Source organism: Alloyangia mangrovi (genome assembly GCF_002300555.2).
GTDB lineage: Bacteria > Pseudomonadota > Alphaproteobacteria > Rhodobacterales > Rhodobacteraceae > Salipiger > Salipiger mangrovi.
On record NZ_NTHN02000003.1, the window covers coordinates 1 to 24,683 of the forward strand.

Annotated in this window: 20 protein-coding genes and 1 tRNA gene; 8 read left to right on the top strand and 13 right to left on the bottom strand. The window is 68.0% G+C overall.

Translation table 11 applies throughout. The annotated features are described in order from the left end of the window. Positions 1-222 precede the first annotated feature (222 nt). The 3 genes from CLG85_RS02385 to tyrS form a co-directional block, all read right to left on the bottom strand. Positions 223-296, bottom strand: a tRNA-Gly gene (locus tag CLG85_RS02385). 138 nt (positions 297-434) lie between these two features. Continuing rightward, entirely contained in the window at positions 435-2,405 is a 1,971-nt protein-coding gene (locus tag CLG85_RS02390) for an ASKHA domain-containing protein (protein WP_260348378.1), read from the bottom strand. A 225-nt stretch (positions 2,406-2,630) separates the two neighbouring features. After that, on the bottom strand, positions 2,631-3,881 hold the full coding sequence (tyrS, locus tag CLG85_RS02395) for a tyrosine--tRNA ligase (RefSeq protein ID WP_095884338.1): 1,251 nt from the start codon (positions 3,879-3,881) through the stop codon (positions 2,631-2,633). Between the two features lie 97 nt (positions 3,882-3,978). Between tyrS and CLG85_RS02400 the strand changes: the two genes are divergently transcribed. After that, complete coding sequence (locus CLG85_RS02400) at positions 3,979-5,061, top strand: anhydro-N-acetylmuramic acid kinase (protein WP_260348380.1); 1,083 nt, start codon at positions 3,979-3,981, stop codon at positions 5,059-5,061. A gap of 29 nt (positions 5,062-5,090) precedes the next feature. Here CLG85_RS02400 and CLG85_RS02405 read toward each other — a convergent pair whose 3' ends face one another. The 5 genes from CLG85_RS02405 to CLG85_RS02425 form a co-directional block, all read right to left on the bottom strand. Beyond that, on the bottom strand, positions 5,091-6,068 hold the full coding sequence (locus tag CLG85_RS02405) for a phosphoadenosine phosphosulfate reductase (RefSeq protein WP_375796892.1): 978 nt from the start codon (positions 6,066-6,068) through the stop codon (positions 5,091-5,093). A gap of 192 nt (positions 6,069-6,260) precedes the next feature. Beyond that, positions 6,261-7,316 (bottom strand): glycosyltransferase family 2 protein, encoded by a 1,056-nt coding sequence (locus CLG85_RS02410; RefSeq protein ID WP_095884096.1) that lies wholly within the window; start codon positions 7,314-7,316, stop codon positions 6,261-6,263. A 3-nt stretch (positions 7,317-7,319) separates the two neighbouring features. Continuing rightward, entirely contained in the window at positions 7,320-8,990 is a 1,671-nt protein-coding gene (locus CLG85_RS02415; RefSeq protein ID WP_311734951.1) for a glycosyltransferase family 2 protein, read from the bottom strand. Positions 8,991-9,623: 633 nt separating this feature from the next. Then, positions 9,624-10,256: a sulfotransferase family protein gene (locus CLG85_RS02420; protein ID WP_260348381.1), complete on the bottom strand. Its 633-nt coding sequence runs from the start codon at positions 10,254-10,256 to the stop codon at positions 9,624-9,626. Continuing rightward, the gene (locus CLG85_RS02425; RefSeq protein ID WP_260348416.1) at positions 10,253-11,290 is read right to left on the bottom strand and encodes a glycosyltransferase family 2 protein; all 1,038 of its coding nucleotides are present in this window, start codon (positions 11,288-11,290) and stop codon (positions 10,253-10,255) included. The genes CLG85_RS02420 and CLG85_RS02425 overlap by 4 nt, the downstream gene beginning before the upstream one ends. Before the next feature lie 181 nt (positions 11,291-11,471). Between CLG85_RS02425 and CLG85_RS02430 the strand changes: the two genes are divergently transcribed. The 3 genes from CLG85_RS02430 (at position 11,472) to CLG85_RS02440 (ending at position 15,984) form a co-directional block, all read left to right on the top strand. Continuing rightward, positions 11,472-12,380: an AAA family ATPase gene (locus CLG85_RS02430; RefSeq protein ID WP_260348382.1), complete on the top strand. Its 909-nt coding sequence runs from the start codon at positions 11,472-11,474 to the stop codon at positions 12,378-12,380. 76 nt (positions 12,381-12,456) lie between these two features. After that, complete coding sequence (locus tag CLG85_RS02435; RefSeq protein ID WP_260348383.1) at positions 12,457-13,716, top strand: vWA domain-containing protein; 1,260 nt, start codon at positions 12,457-12,459, stop codon at positions 13,714-13,716. A gap of 114 nt (positions 13,717-13,830) precedes the next feature. After that, complete coding sequence (locus CLG85_RS02440) at positions 13,831-15,984, top strand: OmpA family protein (RefSeq protein ID WP_260348384.1); 2,154 nt, start codon at positions 13,831-13,833, stop codon at positions 15,982-15,984. Between the two features lie 238 nt (positions 15,985-16,222). On the opposite strand, the gene moaA is transcribed toward CLG85_RS02440, so the two are convergent. Beyond that, positions 16,223-17,239: a GTP 3',8-cyclase MoaA gene (moaA, locus tag CLG85_RS02445; protein WP_260348385.1), complete on the bottom strand. Its 1,017-nt coding sequence runs from the start codon at positions 17,237-17,239 to the stop codon at positions 16,223-16,225. A 159-nt stretch (positions 17,240-17,398) separates the two neighbouring features. Here moaA and CLG85_RS02450 point away from each other — a divergent pair, with 159 nt between their 5' ends. The 3 genes from CLG85_RS02450 (at position 17,399) to CLG85_RS02460 (ending at position 19,995) form a co-directional block, all read left to right on the top strand. Beyond that, the gene (locus tag CLG85_RS02450) at positions 17,399-17,809 is read left to right on the top strand and encodes a hypothetical protein (protein WP_311734952.1); all 411 of its coding nucleotides are present in this window, start codon (positions 17,399-17,401) and stop codon (positions 17,807-17,809) included. Between the two features lie 155 nt (positions 17,810-17,964). Next, complete coding sequence (prfB, locus tag CLG85_RS02455) at positions 17,965-19,086, top strand: peptide chain release factor 2 (protein ID WP_095883872.1); 1,122 nt, start codon at positions 17,965-17,967, stop codon at positions 19,084-19,086. Between the two features lie 111 nt (positions 19,087-19,197). Beyond that, complete coding sequence (locus CLG85_RS02460; RefSeq protein WP_095883871.1) at positions 19,198-19,995, top strand: DUF2189 domain-containing protein; 798 nt, start codon at positions 19,198-19,200, stop codon at positions 19,993-19,995. Positions 19,996-20,035: 40 nt separating this feature from the next. Here the strand turns inward: CLG85_RS02460 and CLG85_RS02465 are convergent, their stop codons facing one another. From CLG85_RS02465 to CLG85_RS02480, 4 genes are all read right to left on the bottom strand, one after another. Then, positions 20,036-20,806: a helix-turn-helix domain-containing protein gene (locus tag CLG85_RS02465; protein WP_260348417.1), complete on the bottom strand. Its 771-nt coding sequence runs from the start codon at positions 20,804-20,806 to the stop codon at positions 20,036-20,038. A gap of 290 nt (positions 20,807-21,096) precedes the next feature. Then, entirely contained in the window at positions 21,097-21,270 is a 174-nt protein-coding gene (locus CLG85_RS02470) for a hypothetical protein (RefSeq protein WP_260348387.1), read from the bottom strand. 253 nt (positions 21,271-21,523) lie between these two features. Next, entirely contained in the window at positions 21,524-22,087 is a 564-nt protein-coding gene (ilvN, locus tag CLG85_RS02475; RefSeq protein WP_095883868.1) for an acetolactate synthase small subunit, read from the bottom strand. 75 nt (positions 22,088-22,162) lie between these two features. Beyond that, a complete protein-coding gene (locus tag CLG85_RS02480) occupies positions 22,163-23,917 on the bottom strand; it encodes an acetolactate synthase 3 large subunit (protein ID WP_095883867.1) in 1,755 nt (584 codons plus the stop codon). A gap of 430 nt (positions 23,918-24,347) precedes the next feature. Between CLG85_RS02480 and CLG85_RS02485 the strand changes: the two genes are divergently transcribed. Further along, positions 24,348-24,569, top strand: a complete 222-nt coding sequence (locus CLG85_RS02485) for a hypothetical protein (protein WP_095883866.1) — start codon at positions 24,348-24,350, stop codon at positions 24,567-24,569. The last annotated feature ends 114 nt before the right edge of the window (positions 24,570-24,683 follow it).

A 24,683-nucleotide genomic window follows, 5' to 3' on the forward strand; every position in this document is an offset into this window, starting at 1 on the left:
CCGAGCGCCTGCCCGAGGCGGCGCAGGCGGTGTTGCGGCGGCAGGTCTGGGCCCGCAAGGGGCGGCCCGATGAGGCGCTGCTCACCACGCTGCGGGATGCGCCGCGCGAGGGGCCGGTGCGGGGCGAGTTGCGCGAGAAGGTGCGGCTGCTGCGCCAGCGGCTGCGGGCAGAGCACTGACGGCCTGCGGGATCGGCAGAGGATTCGGAATTCTCGGGGGAGTTGGAGCGGGTAGCGGGAATCGAACCCGCGCGTTCAGCTTGGGAAGCTGACAGGCTACCATTACATCATACCCGCGCTCTGAAGGCTGATCTACGCGGGCGGCGCGGGCGCGTCAAGCGGGCGCGGCGCAGATTTCTTGCAGGCACGGCGGTGATGGGGCGGCGCCGACACGGTGGTGTCGGGGGGGCGTGACGAGGGCGGCCCGGCCTCGGCCTAGCGCCGCCTGCGGCGCGGTCCCTCGGCGTTGAAGGAAGGCTCGGGCAGGGGCGCGGTGCGGCGGGTCTCCGCAAAGGGGGCGCTGGCATGGGGGATTGCGCTCGCGGCGACGAAATGCTCCTGGAAGCGCGGCTCGATGGCGGTCTCGACCTTGGTGATCTTCCGCACCAGCGCCTCGACCCGGCGCCGGGCCGCGAGGCTGCAGAGCGCGATCCGCGCCCCGGTGCCCGCGGCATTGCCTGCAGAGGTGACGCGCGCCACCGGCACGTCGGGGATCATCCCCAGCACCAGCGCGTGCCGGGGCGAGATATGCGCGCCGAAGGCGCCTGCGAGCACCACCCGGTCGACCTTGTCCACGCCCATCTCGTCCATCAGCAGCCGCGCCCCCGCGTAGAGCGCGGCTTTCGCCAGCTGAATGGCGCGGATGTCGGCCTGCGTCACGGTGATCACCGGCCCGCCCGAGGTGCTGCCGTCGTGGATCAGGTAGGCATGGGTGCGGCCCTCGGGGCGCATGCGCGGGGTGTCCGTCTGCTGCGCCGAGCCGATGAGACCGCCCGCGTCCAGCAGCCCTGCCATGCGCATCTCGGCCACCGCCTCGATGATGCCCGAGCCGCAGAGGCCGGTGATGCCGCTGCGCGCCGTGGCCTCGGCAAAGCCCGGCTCATCCGACCACAATCCGCAGCCGATGACGCGGAAGCGCGGCTCCTTGGTTTCGGGATCGATGCGGAGCGACTCGATGGCGCCGGGGGCGGCGCGCTGGCCGGAGCTGATCTGCGCACCTTCGAAGGCCGGGCCGGTCGGCGAGGAGCAGGCGAGCACCCGGTGCCGGTTGCCGAGCAGGATCTCGGCGTTGGTGCCCACATCGACGATGAGCATGAGCTCGTCCGAGCGGTCGGGCGCCTCGGAGAGCGCGACCGCGGCGGCATCGGCGCCCACGTGCCCGGCGATGAGCGGCAGCAGGTAAGCCTGCGCGCCGACCGGCAGCGCGCCGAGGCCGAGATCGCGCGCCGGCAGGTTCTGGGACGAGCAGGTGGCCAGCGCAAAGGGGGCCTGACCCAGCTCCACCGGGTCGAGGCCGAGCAGCAGGTGGTGCATCACCGGGTTGCCGACGAGGGACACGTCGAGGATGCGGCTCGTTTGGACGCCGGCGCGCGCGGCAATCTCCTGCAGAAGGGTGTTCAGCGCCGCCCGGACGGCAGCGGTCATCTCTGCCGCGCCGCCGGGATTCATCATCGCATAGGAGACGCGCGACATGAGGTCTTCGCCGAAGCGGATCTGCGGGTTCATCACACCTGCCGAGGCCACGACCTCGCCGCTGCGCAGCGAGACGAGATGCGCGGCGATGGTTGTGGAGCCGAGGTCGATGGCGAAACCATGCAGATCCCCCTCCAGCAGTCCCGGCCAGAGCGCGGCGATGCGTGGCGGGGCCTCGGCGGAGGACCGGTGCAGCGCGGCGGTGACGGTCCAGTTGCCTTCGCGCAGGGTCTTTTGCAGCGTGGCGAGCAGGGGCGGCTCGAGGGTGGCGCCCTCGATGCCCCATTGTGTGCGCAGTGCCTCGGTGAGCCGTTCGAGATCGCCTGACGGCGCCTGCATGTCGGGCGGGGCGACCTCGACGAGGCAGAGGCGCAGCGCCGGGTCCATCTCGACCGGGCGGGCGTCGGCGTCCTTGCGGATGACCTGCCGGTGCAGCTGGCTCTCGGGCGGCACGTCGATCACCACGTCCGACAGGATCCGCGCCTGGCAGCCGAGGCGGCGCCCGGGGGCGAGGCCACGTTTCTCGGCGTAGCGGGCCTCGACGATGTTCCAGTCGGAAAGGGCGACCTCGGCGGAGGTGATGCCGTGCTTGGCGAACTGCCCGAAGGCGGGGGCGACCTGGCAGCGCGAACAAATACCGCGCCCGCCGCAAACCGAGTCGAGATCGACGCCGAGCTGCCGTGCGGCCCCGAGGACGGGCGTTCCGGCAGGCACACGGCCACGCTTGCCGGAGGGGGTGAAGACAACGAGGGGGGGCGTTGGGCTCGGTCATGGTCTCAGGATGCGCGCGGCTTGCGGCGCGCACATGTCCGAAAACGGCAGGATGTGGGGTGAGGGCGTCGCCGGGGCGGCGACGGGAGCCGGACCGGGTGGCGCGCCGAGCAAGAATAGGGGGCGGCACCTTGCGGCGCCGCCCCGCGAAAGTCAGCTCTCGAGGCCTCAGCCCAGCTTCACCAGCGCGTGGCGCTTCTTGCCCGCCGAGAGCTTCACCGGCGCAGCCAATGCGGCGGCATCCAGCATCAGCCCTGCGTCGGTCAGCGGTTGGTCATCCATCCGTGCGCCATTCTCGGTGATCAGTCGCTTGGCTTCCTTGCCGGACTTGGCGAGCCCGGCGCGGACGATCACCTGCACGATGGAGATGCCCTCGCCGATCTCCTCGGCGGTCAGCGCCAGCGTCGGCAGGTCATCCCCGACGCCGCCCTTCTCGAAGACCTCGCGGGCGGTCGCCTCGGCGGCGGCAGCTGCCTCGGCGCCGTGGCAGAGCGTGGTCACCTCGTTGGCGAGAATGATCTTGGCGTCGTTGATCTCGGAGCCGGCCAGCGCGCCGAGCCGCTCGCATTCCTCGACCGGCAGCTCGGTGTAGAGCTTGAGGAAGCGGCCGACGTCGGCATCGGTGGTGTTGCGCCAGAACTGCCAGAACTCGTAGGGGCTCAGCATCTCGGCATTGAGCCACATGGCGCCGCCTTGGCTCTTGCCCATCTTGCGCCCGTCCGAGGTGGTCAGGAGCGGCGAGGTGAGGCCGTAGATCTCGTGGTCCAGCACCCGGCGGGTCAGGTCTATGCCGTTGATGATGTTGCCCCACTGGTCCGAGCCGCCCATCTGCAGCGAGCAGCCGTAGCGGCGGTTCAGCTCGAGGAAGTCGTAGGCCTGCAGGATCATGTAGTTGAATTCGAGGAACGACAGCGACTGCTCGCGGTCGAGGCGCGATTTGACGCTCTCGAAGCTGAGCATGCGGTTCACCGAGAAGTGCCGGCCGATGTCGCGCAGGAACTCGAGGTAGTTGAGCCCGTCGAGCCATTCGGCGTTGTTCAGCATCAGCGCGTCGGTCTCGCCGCCACCGTAGCTCAGGTACTTGGCGAAGACCTGCTTCATGCCCTCGATGTTGGCGTCGATCTGTTCCGGCCCGAGCAGCGGGCGCTCGTCCGAGCGGAACGAGGGGTCGCCCACCTTGGTGGTGCCGCCGCCCATCAGGGTGATCGGCTTGTGGCCGGTCTTCTGCAGCCAGCGCAGCATCATGATGTTGAGGAGGTGACCGACGTGCAGCGACTTGGCCGTCGCGTCATAGCCGATATAGGCGGTGACCACGCCCTTGCTCAGCGCCTCGTCGAGGCCCTGGTAATCGGTGCAATCGGCGAGATAGCCGCGCTCGATCATGACGCGCATGAAGTCCGATTTGGGATGGTAGGTCATCGTGGATACCTCTTATAGTCCGAAAGTTCCTATAAGCGCGGGGAAGGCGAAGGTGAAGGGCAAGTTGGGTGCACGTTCCGTTTGGGCGCTGGGGTGTATGTCGGGAACCTCTCTCGACGGGGTGGACGCTGCGCTGATCCGCACCGATGGGGCACAGATCCACGAGTTCGGGCGCTCCGGCTACCGGCCCTATACCGAGGCCGAGCGCCGGGTGCTGAAGGCCGCGCTGGGGCGCTGGCCCGGGCCGGGTCTCGAAGAGGCGCTGGAGGTCGTGCAACGCGCCCATACCGAGCTTCTGTCCGAGTTCCCCGAGGCCGAACTGGTGGGCTTTCATGGCCAGACGCTGGCGCATGAGCCGCACGGTCGCGGCACGCATCAGCTTGGCGACGGCGCGGCGCTGGCCGAGGCGCTGAACCGCGACGTGGTGTGGGATTTCCGCTCTGCCGACGTGACCTTGGGCGGCGAGGGCGCGCCGCTGGCGCCCTTCTACCATTTCGCCTGCGCCAAGAAGATGGGGGCGGAAGCCCCCGTGGCCTTCCTCAACCTCGGCGGGGTGGGCAACCTCACCTGGGTCGATCCGCGCAAACCCTCGCCCGAGGCGCCGGGCGCGCTGCTGGCCTTCGACACCGGACCGGCGAATGCCCCGATCAACGACTTGGTGGGTGAGCGGCTCGGGCTCGATTGTGACCGCGACGGTGCGCTGGCCGCGCAGGGCGAGGTTGTCGACGGCGCGCTGGAGCTCTTCCTCGAAGAAGGCTTCTTCCGCCGGATGCCGCCCAAATCCCTCGATCGGGACGATTTCTCGCTGATGCTCGACCTGGTCCGCGAGCTCTCGGATGCCGATGCCGCCGCAACGATGACGGCCATGGCCGCCGCAGCGGTGATGCAGGGCATGGAGCATTGCCCGAACCCGCCTCAGAAACTGCTGGTGACAGGCGGCGGGCGGCACAACCCGGTGATGATGGCGATGCTGCAGGCCGGGCTCGACTGCCCGGTGGTGCCGGTCGAGGAGGCGGGGTTAGATGGCGACATGCTCGAGGCGCAGGCCTTCGGCTTCCTTGCCGTGCGGGTGGCGCAGGGCTGGCCGACTTCGGGCCCGTCGACCACGGGCGTCGCCGCGCCGGTGGGGGGGCGGGCAGCTGTCGCGGGTCGGCTCGCTGGTGGTGTGATCGGGCGCTGACCGGCCCGGCTCACGCTTCGCCTGGCGCTTTACCCTTCGCGCCCCTCAGCCTCGGTGCGCAGCGCCTCGAGACGGCGGCGGAAGCGCGGGGCGTTCATCCGCGCGGTGACATTGGCGCAGAGCCATTCGGCCAGCAGCGGCCGGTTCTCGGCATCGAGTCGCGACAGAAGCCGCCGCAGGTAGGGCGTGTGGCTGCGCCTTGCGCGCAGCAGCCGGGCCATCTCGGCGCGGTCGAGCCGGTCGTCGGCAGCGGCGTCGAGGATCGGGTGCACGAGATCCAGCTCCAGCAGATCGCCCTGCAACGCGTCGCCCATATAGGGCAGGCGGAAGCGGGTCACGTTGCGCCGCTCGAAGAGCGCGGCATGCATCGCGTCCATCCGCTCCTGCGGGTCGTAGAGCACATAAGCGGCATGGGCGGCGTCGATCATGTCGGGCGCATAACCGAAGCGTGAGGTGAAATCGACGCGGCGCATTTCGGGGAAGCGGTCGTCCCATTCCGCCACGCGCGGATCGAGCGTTGCCTGCGGCTGCAGCAGCACGACTCGAGCGCCGGGCGCGGCGACCGAATAAGCGGCGGCGGCGTAACCGCAGGGGCCGGCGCCGTAGAAGATCACCTTCTCGAAGGCGTCAAAGAAGCCGTCGTCCAGGAGTTGGTCGAAGAAGCGGATCACCTCGGCGTCGCGGAACCAGGTGTCGGCGGTGCAGATCACCGAGAGGCTCGACCAGCCCTCGATCGCCTGCATCTCCCAGCCGAGCGGGGTGGCGGTCTCGCTGTAGGCAGAGATCCCGGGCATCGACTCGAAACTCACCAGCAGCGTGTCGCCATCTTCGACAAACACCGCGTGGTGCCGCTTGCCGAGCGGTTCGGCGAAGCCGTGTTCCTCGCCGATCTCTGAGATGGCGGCGATCCAGGAGCACCCGCTGTGCATGCTGAGGTCAACATCGGTGAGATCGAGCTCGTCGTCGAAGACGGTCTCGTGCCTGAGCTGATCCGTGTTGTCCTTCATGATACCTGCCATTGTCCTGTCGCGTCCGGTCGGGCCCGTGCAAGGGCGGATGTCTGCGCTTGCCGCCGTGCCGCACTCAGATGCTTCGAGACTGGGCGCGGAATGGGGCGGAAATATGTGGCTTTAGGGGTAATACGGCGGTGGTGAGGCGGCAAGAAAAATCACCGTGTAGGAGAGGTTTGCGCGAAATCCTCAGGCGTCGCCCGCCTGCCGGGCGCGGGTGGCGGCGGCGATCAACGGCCGGGCCAGTTCGGGCGGCAGCGGGCGCGAGGGCGGGGTCATCAGCAGCCGTCCCATGAGCGCGCGATAGGGCTCCTGCGCCATCAACTCGGCAAAGCGCGCCTTGCGCCAGCGCACTGCGGCGGCGTGCAGACCGGCGAGCATCGGATCGGCGGCAAATTCCTCGCGCTGCGCGCGGGTCGGTGCGGCCAGCGCGGCGATGCTGAGGTCCTCGTCGGTGTTGAAATTCCGCTCGACCCAGTAGTCGAGCCCCAGCAGGTGGTCGCCATGCACGGCGCGGCCGCGGTCGGCTTTCAGCACGTAGCTCTCCATCGCGCCGAGCGGATAGTGGTTGAGTTGCGCCAGCGCGTAGTTCGAGCGCCCGTAGTTGGAGAAAATGCGTCGCGTGTGGAACTGCGCGTCAAGTGCGCGCCCCTCGCCGTCGAACCAGCGCGTCTGCGCGAGCCTGCCCTTGTCGGGGCTGCGCGGCCGGTGCACGCCCAGGGCCCCGTAACTGCCGTCGTTGCGGTAGAGCGTCTTGAACATCGCCGAGCGCCAGGGCCAGTACATCGTCACCGGCGCGGCGCGGGTGAACTGCTGCGGCACCGGCTGGTCGACGAAGTTGATCACTCCGGCATTGCCGAAGAGCCGCCAGGTGAGGGTGATCGCCGTCGCATCGGGCAGGGCCTCGATCAGCGCCGCAAGGGTGTGATCCCCGGTACGGACATTGACGAATTCATCCACGTCGAGCGCCAGCAGCCAGTCGGCCCCGCGCACCGCCTCCGACTTGTCCGCCAGCTTCAGTCCGGAGAACTGGATGCCGCGCTTGTCGTAAGGCCCGTCGTTGCGAATGTGGGTAAGCGGCGCCAGTTGGGCGAGCCGGTCGAGCAGCGCATCGGTGCCGTCCTGGCAGTCGTTGCTGAGCGCCACCACATGCGTGACCCCGGCGGCGAGGTGATGCGCCAGCCAGTCGAGCAGGAAGGCGCCCTCGTTGCGCACGCAGATGACGGCTGTGATGCTGGCGGCCATGGGTCAGCTCTCCATATCGAGCGAAAGCGCCCAGGCGACGCGCTCCTCGGGGGTGAGGGTGAGCGACGTGGCCTCGCGGAACAATTTCCCGAATTCGGGATCCGCGCGCAACGCGCTTGCCCTGGCTTTGTGCCAGGCGACGCCGTCGGCGTGCAGACGGGCCAGCTCGGGATCGACCAGCAGCCGCCCCATCTCGGCCCGCAGCCGCGGCAGGTTGCGCTGGATCGTCAGGTCGCGGGCGCCGGACCAGTCCATGCGGATCCAGTAGTTGAGCCCGATCTGCCGGTCGACGTGCAGCGCCCGCCCGCGCTGGCGCTTGATCAGGTAGCTCTCGGCCGAGCGCAGCGCGTAGTGGTTGAGCTGCACGAGGTCGTAGCCGATGGATTTGCGCGAGTTACGCCAGCCGCTGCGAAGCGCTTCGGTGGTCATGTCGATGCCTGAGCCATTGGCCCATTTCACTTCTGTTTCAGCCTCTTGGCGCAGCTTGTTCGGGCGGTGGCAGGAGAGCTTTTCGTAAGCCCTCACGCCGCGCATCAGCGTCTTGAAGCCCCAAGTCGTGTGCGGCTTGGGGCAGTAGCGCGGCGCGCAGGCAGTGAATTGGCCGATCACCGGCACGTCCTTGAGCGCCTGCACGCCGCCGTGGCCGAAGAGCCGCCAGGTGAGGGCAAAATGCGTCGCTTCGGGCGCGGCGGCGAAGAGGTCGTCCAGCGTGCCGTTGCCGCAGCGGATGTTGACGAACTCATCGACGTCGGAATGCAGCACCCATTGCGCGTTCTGGATCAGCTCCTCCTTCAGCGCCGCGTCGAGCGCATGCTGCTGCGGCGAGTTGCCGGACCAGCCGTTGTTGTCACGGTGCTGCAGCACGCCCATACGGTGCAACCGGTCGAGGATACGGTCAGACCCATCCTCGCAGCCGTTGGAATAGATGAGAAAATCGTCGAAGCCTATGGCACGGTGATAGGCGATCCACTCGACGATATAGGGGGCCTCGTTCTTCATGCAGCCAAGGATGACCCGCTTGCCAGCCTCGCTTGGCGGGCGCGGCGGAATGGCGGTGAAGGGCGGCCGTTCGGCGGTCTCGTCCAGCATGCCCAGCCGGTTGTGCGGCACCCAGGGCGAGCCCTGCAGCGCGTGCAACTTGCGGAGGGCGGCGTCGGGCATCGCGGGTGCGGCGCCGGTCTCGGGCTCGATGGTGCGCGCCGCGACCTCCCGAGAGGCCTGCTCGATGCGCCAGCGGAAGGCCATGAGATACTGCGTCGCCCGGAAACCGAAGCCCGGATCGGCCTCGCGCCATTCAGGGCTGGCGACCGCGCTGCACAGGTGCTCGGGCTTCAGCCCCGGGTGCTGCGCCATGAGCCCCTCGAGGTCGGACGTGAAGCGGCGGGTGACGGCGCCGAGCCCGCCGGGGTCGAGCGGGACGCCGGGTAGTTTGATCTCGCTCAGCAGGCGGCGCCAGAGCGGGCGCGGGATCTGCAGTCCGGGCTCGGTGGCGAGATATCGCAGCAACACGTCGTTCATCCGTCGGCAGCGGCTGAGCCAGGCGGCCGAGGGCTGGACAGGTGGCGGCACCGCCTCGACCTTGCCGATGCTCTGGTCGATCTCGAAGGCCGCGCGGATCTCCTCGGTCACCTCCGGGCCGTAAAGCCGCGCCGGCTCGAGGCTGCGCAGCCGCACCGCGCCGGGGCCGAACGCCGCCTCCCAGCCGCGCTGCAGCCGGGCAAGATCGAGCCAGTGCGCCGCGCCCTGGCGCCTCGGGAAAGACGCCCCCGCGCGGGTCGCGGGCGGGCCGTGTCCCGAGCGCCGCCTGCCACCAGTCGGGCGCGGCGCAGAGACCCAGCTCCAGGTCCAGACCCCGCCTGCGACCCTCCATCAACTGCACCGCGTAGTGCCGCGCCAGCATCCGTGCCGGGGCATCGAGATGGGCGACGACGGTGATATCCTCGGAGAGTGGCGCCAGCAGGGCGCGGAGCCGGGCAAGCTCTGCGCGCGTGGTCAGCCCGCTGCCGAGCTGATGCGCCGAGAGGATCAGGGTATCGGGCTGCGCGGCCTCGACCTCGGCAACGAGCTGTGCGACCACCTCGATCCGCAGGGCCTCCTGCCGCGCGGGCGTGTCGAAGCCGCGCCCCCAGCGCAGAGCATCCACCGCGCCGGGATCGCTCACCGCCATGAAGAGCCGCGTATGGTTGCGCGCGCCCGGGCTGCGGGCGTAGAGCACGCCGCGCTTGGCCATCTGCCGCCGCTTGGCATCCATCACCTGCTGCAGCCGATCGCTGCTCTGCGCGTCCGGACCGATATGGAGAAAAATTCTCACCCCCGGACCCTCTTGGTCTTGCCCGGGCGGTTCTCGTTGGCCTTGCCCCACCAGGGTAGGGTGATCCCGAGGTGGCGCGAGATCTGCGCCGGCGCCTCGGGGTCGGCGATGTCATAGGCCAGGAAACGCGGGTCGCCCTCGAAGATGCGGCGCAGGAACTGCTGGTGCGCGGAGATCCATTGCGCGCGCTCGAGCCGCGTCTCGCCGTAGCCCGCGGGCAGGCCGGGCACCGCGCCGCGCGGCAGCCGGTCGGTGCCGAGGTCGGACCAGCGCAGCATCGACTGCGCCATGGCCTGCGGGTCGCGCATCGAGGCGACGAACTTCAGCTCCGGGTGGCGGGTCCGCAGCGCCTCGATCAGCCCGAAATCGGTCTGCGGCCAGAGGTTCAGCTTGGCGTTGAGCACGCTGACCTCGGCCAGCGCGTCGAGCCCGCCGAGCCGCTCCAGCGGGTCGCCCGAGCGGAAGTAGCCGTCGTAGAGCTGCCGCGCGACAAAGCTCCCGGCGAGCGCCGGATCGGGGCATTTGCCCCGCCGCAGCTTGTGGTCGGCGACCGTGAGGCCCGCCCGCTCCAGCGCGAGGCCCAGCGTCGTGGTGCCGCTCTTCGGCAGGCCGAGGTTGATGACGATCACGCCGCGTCCTCCGCCAGTCCCAGGCGGGCCATCAGCTCCGCCTCGCCGGGCGGCAGCGCGGGCAGGGCCGCCAGATGCGCGGCGCGGGCGGCGACCTGCGGCTGCGCGCGCAGCATGCCGATCTTGGCGCGATGCGCCTGCACCGACAAATCGTGCAGCCGGGCGACGCCGGGCAGGGCGCGCAACTCGGCGATGCCCTCGGCCAGCGCCGGCAGCATCCGCAGGATGGAGCGGTCTTCCCAGGCGGTATCGTTGCGCTCCTGCCAGTAGCTCTCGTCGAAGATGCGCCCCTCGCGGTTCACGTCGCCGCGCTCGGTCTTCACCAGGTAGCTGTCGAGCGCGCGCAGCGCGTAGTGGTTGAGCGTGGCAAAGCGTCGGGCGCCGGCGGCGGGGAACTTGCGCATGCGGCGCGGGCGGTCGGCGGTGAGGAACGGCGTGGGCGCCGCGCGGCCACTGCCGTCGGTCCAGCGCGGATGTTTCGCCGCGGGCAAGGACTTGCGGAAGAACGGCCGGTGCGCGCCGAAATACTGCAGCGGAAAGTCGCGCCGGACGAGGGTCTTCACCTCAATGGCGCTCTGGTCGCACCAGAGGTCGGGATTGTGCGACCGGCAAAACTGCGCGATCACCGGCGCATCCTCGAAGGTCGTCACCCCGCCATTGGCGAAGAACTGAAAGCTGACCGAGATCGCCTGCGGGTCGCCGCAGGCGTCGATCAGCGCCGGGATCGTGTGATCGCCCGCCCGCACGTTCAGGAATTCGTCGACATCGGCCACCCAGACCCAGTCGGCGCCGGTCACCACCTGCTGCCGCGCGGCGTCCTTCAGCGCCTCCATCTGGTAATTGCGCCCCTGCGCCGGGTTTTGCAGGTGCAGGACGCCCACGGGCGCCAGCGCGTCCAGCAGCGCATCGGTGCCATCGTCGCAGTCGTTGGAATAAAAGAGGAAATCCGTAACGCCGAGCAGCCGGTTGTAGGCCACCCATTCGAGCAGGAACGGTCCCTCGTTCTTCACGCAGGTGACCGCGCAGATGCGCAGCCCGCTCGCCATCTTGGTTACCATACCGCTGCCCGTACACGTCCGGGCTGTGCCCCGGTTCTATTGCCGGAAAACCATCGCACCTCGGCCCCGGCGCGTCAACGTGGGCAGGCGGGCGGCGCGCATCTCCCTTGACCGGCGGCCTCCCGGCGGGCAGCAATCAGGGCAGGAGGAGACCCACATGCAAGACCCCAGCTCGATCGGCGCGGTGCAGCAGCTTCTGGCCGGCACCGGCTACGTCTGCCCGCGCCCGCTCGCCACGGTGCTGTTCTTGTCACTCAAGCTCGGCAGGCCGCTGTTCCTCGAGGGCGAGGCGGGCGTCGGCAAGACCGAGATCGCCAAGGCGCTGAGCCTCGCCACCGGGCGGCGGCTCATCCGGCTGCAGTGCTATGAGGGGCTGGATGCGAGCTCGGCGGTCTACGAGTGGAACTTTCCCGCCCAGATGATCGCCATCCGCGCCGCCGAAGCGGCGGGAGAAGCCGACCGCGGCCAGCTTCAGCACGACCTCTTCGGCCCCGACTACCTGATCGAGCGCCCGCTGCTGCAGGCCATGCGCCCCGATGAGAACGGGGCACCGATCCTGCTCATCGACGAACTCGACCGCACCGACGAGCCCTTCGAGGCCTTCCTGCTCGAGGCGCTGAGCGATTTCCAGGTCACCATCCCCGAACTTGGCACGATCACCGCGCCCGAGCCGCCCACGGTCATCCTCACCTCCAACCGCACCCGCGAGGTGCATGACGCGCTGAAGCGCCGCTGCCTCTACCATTGGGTCGACTATCCCGACTTCGCCCGCGAGCTCGATATCCTTCACGCCCGCGCGCCCGAGGTGGCCGAGGCGCTCTCGCGCCAGATCGTCGCCTTCGTGCAGCGCTTGCGCACCGAGGATCTGTTCAAGAAGCCGGGCGTCGCCGAGACCATCGACTGGGCCAAGTGCCTGCTGGCGCTCGACGTGATCGACCTCTCGCCCGAGGTGATCTCGGACACGCTCGGCGCCATCCTGAAGTACCAGGACGACATCGCCAGGATACAGGGCAGCGAGGCCAAACGCCTGCTCGACGAGGCGAAAGCCTCCCTCGAGCCCGCCTGATGTTTCTTCTAGGCGGAAATATCCCGGGGGTCCGGGGGCAGCGCCCCCGGTTTTCTTCCGTCCGCGGAAGCCGCTGATGGCCGAGCAGATCCCCCTCACGCTCCCCGAGCACCCGCGGCTCGCGCAGAACATCCTGCATTTTGCCCGCGCCCTGCGCCGCGCCGGGCTGCCGGTGGGGCCGGGCCGGGTGGTCGACGCGGTGCGCGCGGTCGAGGCCGCGGGCTTCACCGACCGGATGGATTTCTACTGGACGCTGCATGCCTGCTTCGTCTCGCGCCCCGAGCAGCGGCTGGTCTTCGCGCAGGTCTTCCGGCTCTACTGGCGCGACCCGCGCTACCTTGAGCACATGATGTCGATGATGCTCCCGGCGATCCGCGGCGTGCAGGAGGAAAAGCTTGCGCAATCGGCCGAGAAGCGCGCGGCGCAGGCGCTGCTCGGCGACCAGATGCCCGAGATCCCGACCGATGAGCAGGAGGAGGAGGCGACGAAGATCGAGGTCGACGCCTCCTTCACCCTCTCCCGCGAGGAGCGGCTGAGGAGGCTCGACTTCGAACAGATGTCGCTCGAGGAGATCACCGAGGCGAAGCGCATGCTGGCCCGGCTCGAGCTGCCGGTGAAACCCTTGCCCTCGCGCCGCGGCAAGGCTTCGATGCAGGGACGCAGGCTCGACTGGCGGCGCACGCTGCGCGCGGCGATGAAGCAGGGCGGCGAGATCCGCAGCCTCGCTCATCTCGAGCCGCGCGAGAAATGGCCTAACCTGGTGGTTCTGTGCGATATCTCCGGCTCGATGAGCCAATATTCCCGGATGGTGCTGCATTTCCTGCACGCGGTGGCCAACCGCCGCGGCGCGGGATGGGCCAAGGTGCATGCCTTCACCTTCGGCACGCGGCTCACCAATATCAGCCGCCATCTCGCCACCCGCGACGTCGATGCCGCGCTCAGGGGCGCCGGGGCCGAGGCGCGGGACTGGGAGGGCGGCACCCGCATCGGCCAGTGCCTGCACGCCTTCAACCGCGACTGGAGCCGCCGGGTCATGGGGCAAGGCGCGGTGGTGCTGCTCATCACCGACGGGCTCGACCGTGACGACGCGGGGCTGCTGGTGCGCGAGGTGCAACGGCTGCAGCTCTCTTCGCGCCGGCTCATCTGGCTCAACCCGCTGCTGCGCTGGGATGGTTTCGCGCCCAGGGCCGCGGGCATCCGCGCCATGCTGCCGCATGTGGACAGTTTCCGCGCCGGACACAGCATCGCCTCGCTCGAGGATCTGGCCGCGGTGATCTCCAGCGCCCGCGACAGCGGCGAGAAGGCGCGCCTCATGGCGCTCCTGCAGGAGGCCTAGCGCGGGGCCAGCATTTTTCCGCTTATTTATTATGCAGCGTGAATGAACTTTTCCTCGGGCCTCTTCGTTGCCTCCCCACGCCGCGCTTTGCGGACCAGGAGAAGGACGTAACGAATGACCAGAGGTCTTCTGAAATCGACGACCATGCTTGCGCTTGCCGCGAGCCTCGCCATGCCCATGGCGGCCCAGAGCCAAGAGGCCAAGGCCGATTGCGCGCAGACGCCGGATGCCAAGGCCTGCCTGGACAAGGATCCGAAGGCCAAGGGCAAGGAGGCTGGCGAGACGGCCGGCGAAAAGAAGGGCAAGGTCGCCGCCGCGGCTGGAGCCTCTGCCGAGACGCCCGCCGCCGAGGCGGACCTGAAGGCCGGTATCGAGGCCGAAGCCGAGGCGGACGGCGCGCTCGAGGCGCCCGAAGCGCAAGCCGGGACCGGGGCGGCCACCGAGAGTGCGCCTGCCGAGAAGGCCCCCGCCGCCGCGGCACAGGCCGAGGCTGCGCCCGAGAAGGCAGAGACCAAGACCGAGCAGCAGGCCGAGGCGCCCGCGCCCAAGGCTCAAGCCGAGGCGAAGAGCGCCGAAGAGGCGCCGGCCCCCGATGCGGCGCAGGCGCAGGCACCCGAACCCGGCGCTGCACCCGCGGCAGAGGCCGAGGCAAAATCCGCCGAGACCAAGGGCTCGGACGAGCTGAAGAAGGCGCTCGAGGCAGAGCAGGCGGCCCAGGGCGACGCGACCCCGGAGCCGAAAGCCGCCAGCGGCGCCGAAGTGACCGCCGATACCGCGTCGGAGCCTGCCTCGGCAGAGGGCTCGGACGAGTTGAAGAAGGCCCTCGAGGCCGGGCAATCGGCAGACGCGGATGCGACGGCGACCCCGAAGGCCACGGCCGAGACCGACGCCACGGCAGAGGCTGACGCGCAGCCAGCCGGGACGGAAGGCGCCGACGATCTGAAAAAGGCGCTCGAGGCAGAGCAGGCAGAACAGGCAGCTCAGGGCAACGCGACCGAAAAGCCGGACGCACCCGAGATGGAGGCCACCGCCGCAGATGCCGCCCCGAAGGCGCCCGCGGCCGAGGCAGACGCCGAGCAGCAGGCAGCCGCGCCCGACGCGGAGGCCCAGCCCCGAACCGCCGAAGCCGAGCCCGAGGCGCCGAGCGCCGAGCAGCAGGCAGAGGCCGTTGCCCGCGAGGAACAGCAGTCGCAGACCGCCGCGGCTGCCGCCGCCGCCTCTTCCGAGGAAGCCCCGGAGGACGCCGAGCTGGTCGAGGAGAGCCTGACCGAAGCCGACGTGCGCGCCTCGGACGAGGATTTTGCCACCGACCTGCGCACCCAGGCGGAAAACGAGCAGCAGGCCGAGACCAGCACCAAGGCAAAGAAGGATGACGACGACGAAGACGGCCTCAGCAACTTCGAGAAGGCCGCGCTGGTCGGTCTGGGCACCTTCGCGCTGAGCCAGATCCTCGATGACGGCGCGCAGGTGGTGCAGAACACCGGTGACCGCGTGGTGGTCGAACAGGATGGCCAGTACCGCGTGCTGCGTAACGACGACGTGCTGCTGCGCCAGCCCGGCTCGGACGTGAAGACCTATCGCTACAACGACGGCTCGACCCGCACCGTCGTCGCCTATGACGACGGCACCTCGGTCGAGACCATCAAGACCGCTGGCGGACGCGTGCTGCGCCGCGCGCGCATCCTGCCGGACGGCCAGCAGGTGGTGCTCTTCGATGACACGCAGAGCGCACAGCAGGTGGTGGTCAGCGAGCTGCCGCAGGCCCGTACCCAACGTCTGAACTTCCGCGACCTGCAGGGCGAGGATCTTGCCGCCGCGCTGGCCTCGCAGGAGGCCGAGGGCGTCGACCGGGCCTTCTCGCTCAACCAGATCCGCAACATCGACCGGGTCCGCCACCTTGTGCCCGAGATCTCGGTCGACACCGTGACCTTCCAGACCAACTCCGCGGCGATCCGCCCGGGTGAGGCCGAGGAACTGGCGGCGCTCGGCAATGCGATGAAGCGGATGATCGAGGAAAACCCCTCGGAGGTCTTCCTGATCGAGGGCCACACCGATGCCACCGGCCCGGCGAGCTACAACCTCGCGCTCTCGGACCGCCGCGCGGAATCGGTGGCATTGGCGCTCAGCGAGTATTTCGACGTGCCGGCGGCCAACATGGTGCTGCAGGGCTACGGCGAGAGCGATCTCGCGGTGCAGTCCGCGGGTGACGAGCGCGAGAACCGTCGCGCCGCCGTGCGCCGCATCACCCCGCTGCTTCAGGGCAGCTGATCGCCATGACCCAAAGCTCCGTCCGGACCAGCCGGGCGGAGCGATGTCCCGGCCGCGTCCTTGCTTCGAGCAGGGCGCGGCCGGACTGCGTCCGGCCTGCCTCCGGCGGGGATATTTTTGCCTAGAAGAAATATCGAAACGGCGCCCGGCGTCGGCGCCCTTCTTCTAGGGTGAAATATCCCGGGGTGAATTGCCGCGCAGCGGCAAGAGGGGCAGCGCCCCTCCCGCGACCGAACTCTCAGCCGCCCGTGTGGCTCATGTGTCGCGAGACGCGCCCGTCCACCGACTGGCGCGAATAGTCGAAGTCATGCCCTTTGGGCTTGCGCAGGATCGCCGCGCGGATCGCGTCTCCGAGCGGCGCGTCGGTGCCCGGATGGTTGCGCAGCGGCGCGCGCAGGTCGGCGTTGTCCTCCTGGCCGAGGCACATGAAGAGCTCGCCCGTGCAGGTCAGCCGCACCCGGTTGCAGCTCTCGCAGAAGTTGTGCGTGAGCGGTGTGATGAAGCCGATCTTCTGGCCGGTCTCCTCGAGCCGCACGTAGCGGGCGGGGCCGCCGGTGCTCTCGGGCAGGTCGGTGAGCGTGTACTGTTCGGCGAGCTTGGCGCGCACGTCCGACAGCTTCCAGTACTGGCCGAGCCGGTCCTCGTTGCCGATGTCGCCCATCGGCATCACCTCGATCCAGGTCAGATCGATCCCGCGCGCGGCGCACCATTCGGTCATCGGGAAAAGTTCATCCTCGTTGAAACCCTTCAGCGCCACGGCGTTGAGCTTGACGCGCATGCCGACCTTCTGCGCCGCGTCGATGCCGCGCAGCACCTGCGGCAGCCGGCCCCAGCGGGTGATGTCGGCAAATTTCTTTTCATCCAGCGTGTCGAGCGAGACGTTCACCCGGCGCACGCCCGCATCCCAGAGCGGCTGCGCGAAGCGTTCGAGCTGCGAGCCATTGGTGGTCAGCGTCAGCTCCTTCAGCGCGCCCGACTCGAGGTGACGGGTCATGGCGTTGAAAAAGGTCATGATTTCGCGCCGCACCAGGGGCTCGCCGCCGGTGATGCGCAGCTTCTCGACGCCGAGGCCGACGAAGGCCGAACAGAGGCGGTCCAGCTCCTCGAGCGTCAGCAGCTCCTTCTTGGGAAGAAAGCTCATGTTCTCGGACATGCAGTAGACGCAGCGGAAGTCGCAGCGGTCGGTCACCGAGACCCGCAGGTAGGAGATCGGCCGCAGGAACGGATCGACGAGGGGTGTGATGGGCGAGGTCATGGTGAGAATGTATGCGCGAAACCCTGCCGGGACAAGCATCTGCGCAATTGCCAGAGGCAGGGGGGCGGCCTAGCTTTGCACACATGAGAGTGATCCTGACCCTTCCCGCCCTCGTTCTGCCGGTATTGCTGGCGGCCTGCGCGCAGCAGGCGCAGCAGAGTGCCGCGCCCGCTCCGGCTCCAACCTCCTCCACAACGGGTGCCGCGGCGACGCTGCGCCCCCCCCGCCAATGCGCGCACCGAGGAGCAGTTCGACACCACCAGCGCCGAGGAGCGCAGCGCCGCCGCCGCGGCACCCGCCGCGGCCGAGCGTAAGCTCGGGAGCACCGTCGCCTCGCTCGGGGATCCGACCGATCCGGGGTTCTGGCTGGAGACGCCGCTGGTCTCGAGCGTGACCAAGGGCAGGGTGGTCTACCCGGTCAACGGCAAGTCGGCGCAGGTCGAGCTGCGGCCGATCGAAGGGCCTGCCTCGGGCGGCAGCCGGATCTCGCTGCCGGCGATGCGGCTCATCGGCGCCCCGCTCACCGATCTTCCGACGCTGACGGTCTACGCGGGCGGCGCCACGGGCTGAGTCTTGCTGCCGCGGTCTTGGGATCGCGCGCCCCCGGTGTCTTTGGCGATTCCGGGTGCGGCGGGGCCTGTCCGCCGCCTCTGCGCTTGAAGGCACCCCGGCGCTGGTTTATGTCCCCCCCAGAACCAAGACGTCCCATTCGCAGGAACATCCGCATGCGCGCCGAGACCCAGAACACCGTCGAGAAAATCCGCAAGTCCCTGGGACTGCTGGAGCAGCGGCTCGACTGGGAAACGGCGGAGTTCCGGCTCGAGGAATTCAACGCCCGCGTTGAGGACCCGAACCTCTGGGACGATCCCGCCGCCGCGCAGAAGTTGATGCGCGAGCGCCAGCAGCTGGTCGATGCCATCGACACCTACAAGTCGATCAAGCAGGAACTGGCTGACCAGATCGAGCTGATCGAGCTTGGCGAGATGGAAGACGACGCCGAAGTGGTCGGCGAGGCGGAGGCGTCGCTCAAGGCGCTGGCCGAGACCGCGGGCACCAAGGAACTCGAAGCGTTGCTCGACGGCGAGGCCGACAGCAACGACACCTTCCTCGAGATCAACGCCGGCGCCGGCGGCACCGAGGCCTGCGATTGGGCCGCGATGCTGCAGCGTATGTACGTTCGCTGGGCGGAAAAGCGTGGCTACGAGGTCGAACTGCAGTCGGAGGAAGCCGGCGCCGAGGCGGGCATCAAGTCCTGCGCCTACAAGATTTCCGGTCAGAACGCCTATGGCTGGCTGAAGTCCGAGAGCGGCGTGCACCGCCTGGTGCGCATCTCGCCCTTCGGCAAAGGCACGCGCGAGACCTCCTTTGCCTCGGTCTGGGTCTACCCGGTGGTCGACGACAACATCGAGATCGAGGTGAACCCCGCGGACATCCGCGTCGACACCTACCGCTCGTCCGGGGCCGGCGGCCAGCACGTGAACACCACCGACTCGGCGGTGCGGATCACCCACCATCCCACGGGCATCGTGGTGACCTCGTCGGAGAAATCGCAGCACCAGAACCGCGACATCGCGATGAAGGCCCTGAAGTCGCGCCTGTACCAGCTCGAGCTCGACAAGCGGAACGCGGCGATCAACGAGGCACATGAGAACAAGGGCTCGGCAGGCTGGGGCAACCAGATCCGCTCCTACGTCCTGCAGCCCTACCAGATGGTGAAGGACCTGCGCACCAACCACGAAACCTCGGACACCCAGGGCGTGCTCGACGGCGATCTCGACCCGTTCATGGGCGCGACGCTGGCGCAGCAGGTTTCGGGCAAGTCCCGTGCCGACGCGCGCGAAGACTGAGCGGAGCGATCCGGCGGACCCGTTCAGGACTTCGCCGTTCTGACCCTTGCCACAGGGCGTGCATCCCGGCTTAAGTTCCTTCAACGAGGGGATTTGAGGGGAGGAGGCGCCATGGAGAGCGTCCTAGGTGACGACGTACCGCGGCAGGGCGTTCCGGAATTTTCCGACGTCACTTTTGCCACGCTGAAGAAGGCACTGCGCCTCGGGTGGGGTGATCTGGTTTTCGCGCCCGGATTCGCGCTGGTCTTCGGCGGGGTCTACGTGCTGGCGGGGCTCTTCCTGACATGGCTGACCCTGGCCACCGGCACGAGCTACTGGCTGGTGCTGGCGGCGATCGGCTTTCCGCTCTTCAGTCCGTTTGCGGCGGTGGGCTTCTACGAGGTCTCGCGGCGGCTGGAACGCGGCGAGCCGCTGGACTGGATGCAGATCTTCAGCGTCATTCTGCGCCAGTCGAAACGGCAGCTGCCCTCGCTCTGCGCGGTGATCGTCATCGTCTTCCTGTTCTGGTTCTTCCTCGGGCACATGATCTTTGCCCTCTTTCTCGGGCTCGCGCCGATGACCAACGTCAGCACGAGCCTCGAGGTTTTCCTGACGCCAAACGGAATGACAATGCTGGCGGTGGGGACGGTGGTGGGAGCGGGCTTTGCGCTGCTGCTCTACATGATCACCGTGCTGGCGCTGCCGCTGCTGCTCGACCGGGACGTGGACTTCGTCACCGCCATGATCACCTCCTTCGGCTACGTGCAGCGGCATCCGCTGCCGATGCTGGCGTGGGGGGCGTTCCTGGCGCTGGTGACCTTCGTGGCGATGCTGCCGTTCTTCCTCGGGCTCTTCGTGGCACTTCCGGTGCTGGGCCATGCGACCTGGCACCTCTACGACCAGCTGCGGGTGCCGGAAGAAGCGGATTGAACCGAAACCGGCACCGCGGGGGCGGTGCCGGTGGGGTTTGTCAGCGGAACTCTTCGTCGACGCGAAGCTGCTGGCGGTGGAAGGGGACAAGCTCCTTCGCGGTGCGGTAGCCGCTGCCCCGCGCTGCGGCGAGCACCTTGTGGGTGTCGGTGCCGAGATATTCGTAGACCAGACGCGCGGCGCGCCGGCCGGAATGGTTCTCGGGGGTGGTGCGCACGGCGTAGCCGACCCAGAAGTGGTTCGCGAGACCGCCCGCTTTCGACAGGTAGTTGAACGAGGTGGTCACCGCGCCCTTGCGGCTGACCAGCGCGGCGATGCCCTCGGCCTGATGCAGCACCAGCCCGCGGTATTCGCGCGAGGCGGCATCGGTCGGCAGATCGTACATGGTCAGCGCTTCCTTCGGCTCGAAGCCGCGCAGGAAGGTCATGCCGTCCTTCCGGAAGATGCGGACGACGCCCACGACGAACCGCGATTCCTCGGAGAAGGCGGCACGGGAGAAGCGGTAGAACCCCGAGGGGAATTCGTCCTCGCTCAGCCCCAGCAGCCCGGCGCCGACGAAGTCGGACAGGAAGGGATGGTGCAAGAGACTGGCCGGCTCCTCGCGGATATCGTCCACCGGCTCGAGCAGGATGCGTGCGTCCACGCCGAAGAAACTGCAGATGCGATGCAGCACATCGGGTCGCGGAAAGGATTCCCCGGCCAGATACCTGTTGAACTGCGTGCGGTTGATTCCAAGATCGCGGCAGAGCGCCGAGATCGAGGCGGCGCTGCTTCCAAGCTTTCGGAGATTGGCTCCGAAGACGCTGCGCAGCTCCGCCGGACTGGGGGGGCGGAGCCTGGTCCCTGGGCGCTGTGGACATTCCGTTTTCTTTCATGCTGGCGACAGTTCTTTTCAAGGCGACGCTTTCCATGCGCTGTTCCTCCCTGTGAACTTCTTTTTGTTGCTGAATGGCGTCAGGGCTGATGCCATATGGAGACAATCGTGGTCCATGCCGACACAAAAATCAAGCACACGTCACGTTTCGCCGCATGTGAGGTCCGCCGCATCTGCGTCAGTGTTATCCCAGATGAGGTGCGGGGAAGTGCATGTCACAGAAGATGTTAGGTGTTGTGCTCTGGTCGGATCAGGCCGCGCATAAAGCGGTGATCTGGTGCGAGGACCACGGCGAACTCGCGTTTTGGCATGAGCCCGAAAACGGCGCGCACGAGGGAGCGGCGCTCGACGCTGGCGATCTGGTCGAATTCGATATGCACGACGGCGAAAATCTGCGCCATGCAAGCAACCCTCAACGACTTGAAGAAAAACAGTTTTCCGGATTGGTGGAGACGCTGTGTAGCGCCACGGGGGCTCCCGCGCGCGGCTTGCCGTGCCCGGCGTCGCCGGGCGGGTCATCGCCTTTCCTGACCCGCAGCGGGCCGAGAGACACGTCGCCTGAGCGCGGCCCTTCGGCGAAGCGCACACGAAAACGGGCCCGACATGTCGGGCCCGTCGACGTTTTCGGGATCAGAGGGCGAGGCCGCGCGCGGCTCAGACCTTGCCGCGGGCGAGGGCGGCGACGCCGGTCCGCGCCACTTGCACCAGCCCGAGGGGGCGCATCAGCTCGGCGAAGGCGTCGATCTTGTCCGGGGTGCCGGTCAGCTGGAAGACGAAGCTCTCGAGCGTGCTGTCCACCACCTGCGCGCGGAAGATGTCGGCAAGGCGCAGCGCTTCGACCCGCTTGTCCCCGGTGCTGGCAACCTTCAGCAGCGCCAGTTCGCGCTCGACCGAGCTGCCTTCGGCGGTAAGGTCATGCACGTCGCGCACCGAGACGATCCGACCGAGCTGGGCCTTGATCTGCTCGATCACCTGCGGCGTGCCGGTGGTGACGATGGTGATGCGCGACAGGTGCCCCTCGTGGTCCACCTCGGCCACGGTGAGGCTGTCGATGTTGTAGCCCCGGCCCGAGAAGAGGCCGATGACCCGGGCCAGAACGCCCGGCTCGTTCTCGACGAGCACGGTGATGGTGTGGGTTTCCTGAACGTCCGAGAAGGTGGGCCGTAGGTTGTAGGCCGAATGCTTGGACGAGCCTTTCTTGATCTGTAGCGCGGACATGGGTTGCAGCTCCTGTAAACTCTTCTGGCGATGGCGATCTGTGGGGGCGGAGGGGCGAGCCCCTCCGCGCCGTCCTCAGACCAGCACCGCGCCCTTGCCGGCGATGGCGTTGGTGGCCTGCGCGTCGCCGAGCAGCATCTTGTTGTGCGGCTCGCCCGACGGGATCATCGGGAAGCAGTTCTCGTGCTTCTCGACCAGGCAGTCGAAGATCACCGGGCCGTCATGCTCGAGCATCTCCATGATCGCATCGTCCAGATCCTTGGGATCCTTGCAGATGATGCCCTTGGCGCCGAAGGCCTCGGCGAGCTTGACGAAGTCGGGCAGCGCCTCGGACCAGCTCTGCGAATAGCGCTCGCCGTGCAGCAGCTGCTGCCACTGGCGCACCATGCCCAGACGCTCGTTGTTGAGGATGAACTGCTTCACCGGCAGGTTGAACTGCACCGCGGTGCCCATCTCCTGCATGTTCATCAGCCACGACGCCTCGCCCGCGACGTTGATCACCAGCGCCTCGGGGTGGGCGACCTGCACGCCGACCGAGGCCGGGAAGCCATAGCCCATGGTGCCGAGCCCGCCGGAGGTCATCCAGCGGTTCGGATCCTCGAAGCCGAGGTATTGCGCCGCCCACATCTGGTGCTGGCCGACCTCGGTGGTGATGTAGCGATCGCGGCCCTTGGTCAGCGCCTCGAGCCGTTCCAGCGCGTACTGCGGCTTGATGACGGTCTCGGACTGCTTGTAGGTCAGGCACTTGACCTTTTTCCACTCCTCGATCTGCTGCCACCACTTGGCGATCGCCTCGCGGTTCACCTTGCGGCCGCGCGCCTTCCAGATTTTCAGCACGTCTTCCAGCACGTGGCCGACGTCGCCGACGATCGGCATGTCGGCCTTGATCACCTTGTTGATCGACGAGGGGTCGATGTCGATATGCGCCTTCTTCGAGCGGGGCGAGAAGGCATCGAGCCGCCCGGTGATCCGGTCGTCGAAGCGCGCGCCGATGTTGATCATCAGATCGCAGCCGTGCATGGCGAGGTTGGCCTCGTAGAGCCCGTGCATGCCGAGCATGCCGAGCCACGCCTTGCCCGAGGCCGGGTAGGCACCAAGGCCCATCAGGGTCGAGGTGATCGGGAAGCCCGTGGCCTCGACCAGCTCGCGCAGAAGCTGGCTCGCGCCGGGGCCGGAGTTGATCACGCCGCCACCGGTGTAGAAGACCGGCTTCTCGGCCTTCTCGATGGCCTCGACGAGCTGGGTGATCGTCTCGAGGTCGCCTTTCACCTGCGGCTGGTAGTGGCCGACCGGCGCCTGCGGCTTGGCCGTGTACTCGCCGGTGGCGAACTGCACGTCCTTGGGGATGTCGACCAGCACCGGCCCGGGTCGGCCCGAGGTCGCCACGTGGAAGGCCTGGTGCATGATGCTCGAGAGCTTGTCGGTCTCCTTCACCAGCCAGTTGTGCTTGGTGCAGGGGCGGGTGATGCCGACGGTGTCCGCCTCCTGGAAGGCGTCCGAGCCGATCATGAAGGTCGGCACCTGGCCCGAGAGCACCACGATCGGGATCGAGTCGAGCAGCGCGTCGGTCAGGCCGGTCACCGCGTTGGTCGCGCCCGGGCCCGAGGTCACCAGCGCGACACCGGGCTTGCCGGTCGAGCGGGCATAGCCCTCGGCAGCATGGATCGCCGCCTGCTCGTGCCGGACAAGGATGTGCCGGATGTCGTTCTGTTGGAAGATCTCGTCGTAAATCGGTAGCACCGCGCCACCGGGATAGCCGAATACCGTGTCCACACCCTGATCCTTCAGGGCTTGAACCACCATCTTCGCTCCGGTCATCTGACGTGTCATCGCGGTCTCCGTTCCAGACGTCATTTCGGTTTTACTTCTCGTTCGCGCACAAAAAAAGCCCCCGAGGATTTCGGGGGCGCATGGGGGTCCATTATGGTTCCGGTTACCGGCCCATGCGCCATGTCTCTACAATAATTACAAGTAGGCCCATCTGGCGGACTCCCTTCGTGCGTGGGCCGGACCATAGGCGGAGGGGGCGGGAGGGTCAACACCTATCGGCTCAGAAAAAGTGCTCTGAGCGCGAGATATTTTTACTTTTATTGCGTTCGCTGGGGTCTGTTGCGCAGTTTCGCGAAAAATGGCCGAGCGATAACCATGTTTTGCGCAATGTTTCGGCCTTCACACGGGCTTGGGTGAAGTCGTGAATTGCCGTGGCTTGAAACCGCTGCAATACTGAACCGAAGGGTTCACTTATGTGCAGGAGGCTGCCATGGCGCAGTATCAGAGGTTCTATCGTCACGCTCGGGATTTCAGCGCGCTGAAGGCTGTGGCGCTGGTGGGGCTGTTGGTGCTGACGCAGGCGCTGGCCACCGTCGAGCGGCATCGCGACGCCGAAGAGGCCGCCTTCGATGGCGTGGAGATCCCGCAGGTCATGCCGGCGGACTTCCATGCCGCCGAGGAGCTGGTGATCCGCGTCGGCAAGATGATCTGATCGCGGCCCGGGTCGGGGAGGGCGCTTTGGGGGCTCTGCCCCCGTCCGCTGGCGCGGACTCCCCCGGGATACTTTTTCCTAGAAGAAATGGCTTAGAGGAATGCGCGGATTCGG

Excerpts from the sequence above, each read along its gene's own strand:
- tyrS (WP_095884338.1), bottom strand. The coding sequence starts at position 3,881 with ATGACCTACCATCCCAAATCGGACTTCATGCGCGTCATGATCGAGCGC.
- CLG85_RS02400 (WP_260348380.1), top strand. The coding sequence starts at position 3,979 with ATGTCGGGAACCTCTCTCGACGGGGTGGACGCTGCGCTGATCCGCACC.
- CLG85_RS02405 (WP_375796892.1), bottom strand. The coding sequence starts at position 6,068 with ATGAAGGACAACACGGATCAGCTCAGGCACGAGACCGTCTTCGACGAC.
- CLG85_RS02410 (WP_095884096.1), bottom strand. The coding sequence starts at position 7,316 with ATGGCCGCCAGCATCACAGCCGTCATCTGCGTGCGCAACGAGGGCGCC.
- CLG85_RS02430 (WP_260348382.1), top strand. The coding sequence starts at position 11,472 with ATGCAAGACCCCAGCTCGATCGGCGCGGTGCAGCAGCTTCTGGCCGGC.
- CLG85_RS02435 (WP_260348383.1), top strand. The coding sequence starts at position 12,457 with ATGGCCGAGCAGATCCCCCTCACGCTCCCCGAGCACCCGCGGCTCGCG.
- CLG85_RS02440 (WP_260348384.1), top strand. The coding sequence starts at position 13,831 with ATGACCAGAGGTCTTCTGAAATCGACGACCATGCTTGCGCTTGCCGCG.
- moaA (WP_260348385.1), bottom strand. The coding sequence starts at position 17,239 with ATGACCTCGCCCATCACACCCCTCGTCGATCCGTTCCTGCGGCCGATC.
- prfB (WP_095883872.1), top strand. The coding sequence starts at position 17,965 with ATGCGCGCCGAGACCCAGAACACCGTCGAGAAAATCCGCAAGTCCCTG.
- CLG85_RS02460 (WP_095883871.1), top strand. The coding sequence starts at position 19,198 with ATGGAGAGCGTCCTAGGTGACGACGTACCGCGGCAGGGCGTTCCGGAA.
- CLG85_RS02470 (WP_260348387.1), bottom strand. The coding sequence starts at position 21,270 with ATGGCGCAGATTTTCGCCGTCGTGCATATCGAATTCGACCAGATCGCC.
- ilvN (WP_095883868.1), bottom strand. The coding sequence starts at position 22,087 with ATGTCCGCGCTACAGATCAAGAAAGGCTCGTCCAAGCATTCGGCCTAC.
- CLG85_RS02480 (WP_095883867.1), bottom strand. The coding sequence starts at position 23,917 with ATGACACGTCAGATGACCGGAGCGAAGATGGTGGTTCAAGCCCTGAAG.
- CLG85_RS02485 (WP_095883866.1), top strand. The coding sequence starts at position 24,348 with ATGGCGCAGTATCAGAGGTTCTATCGTCACGCTCGGGATTTCAGCGCG.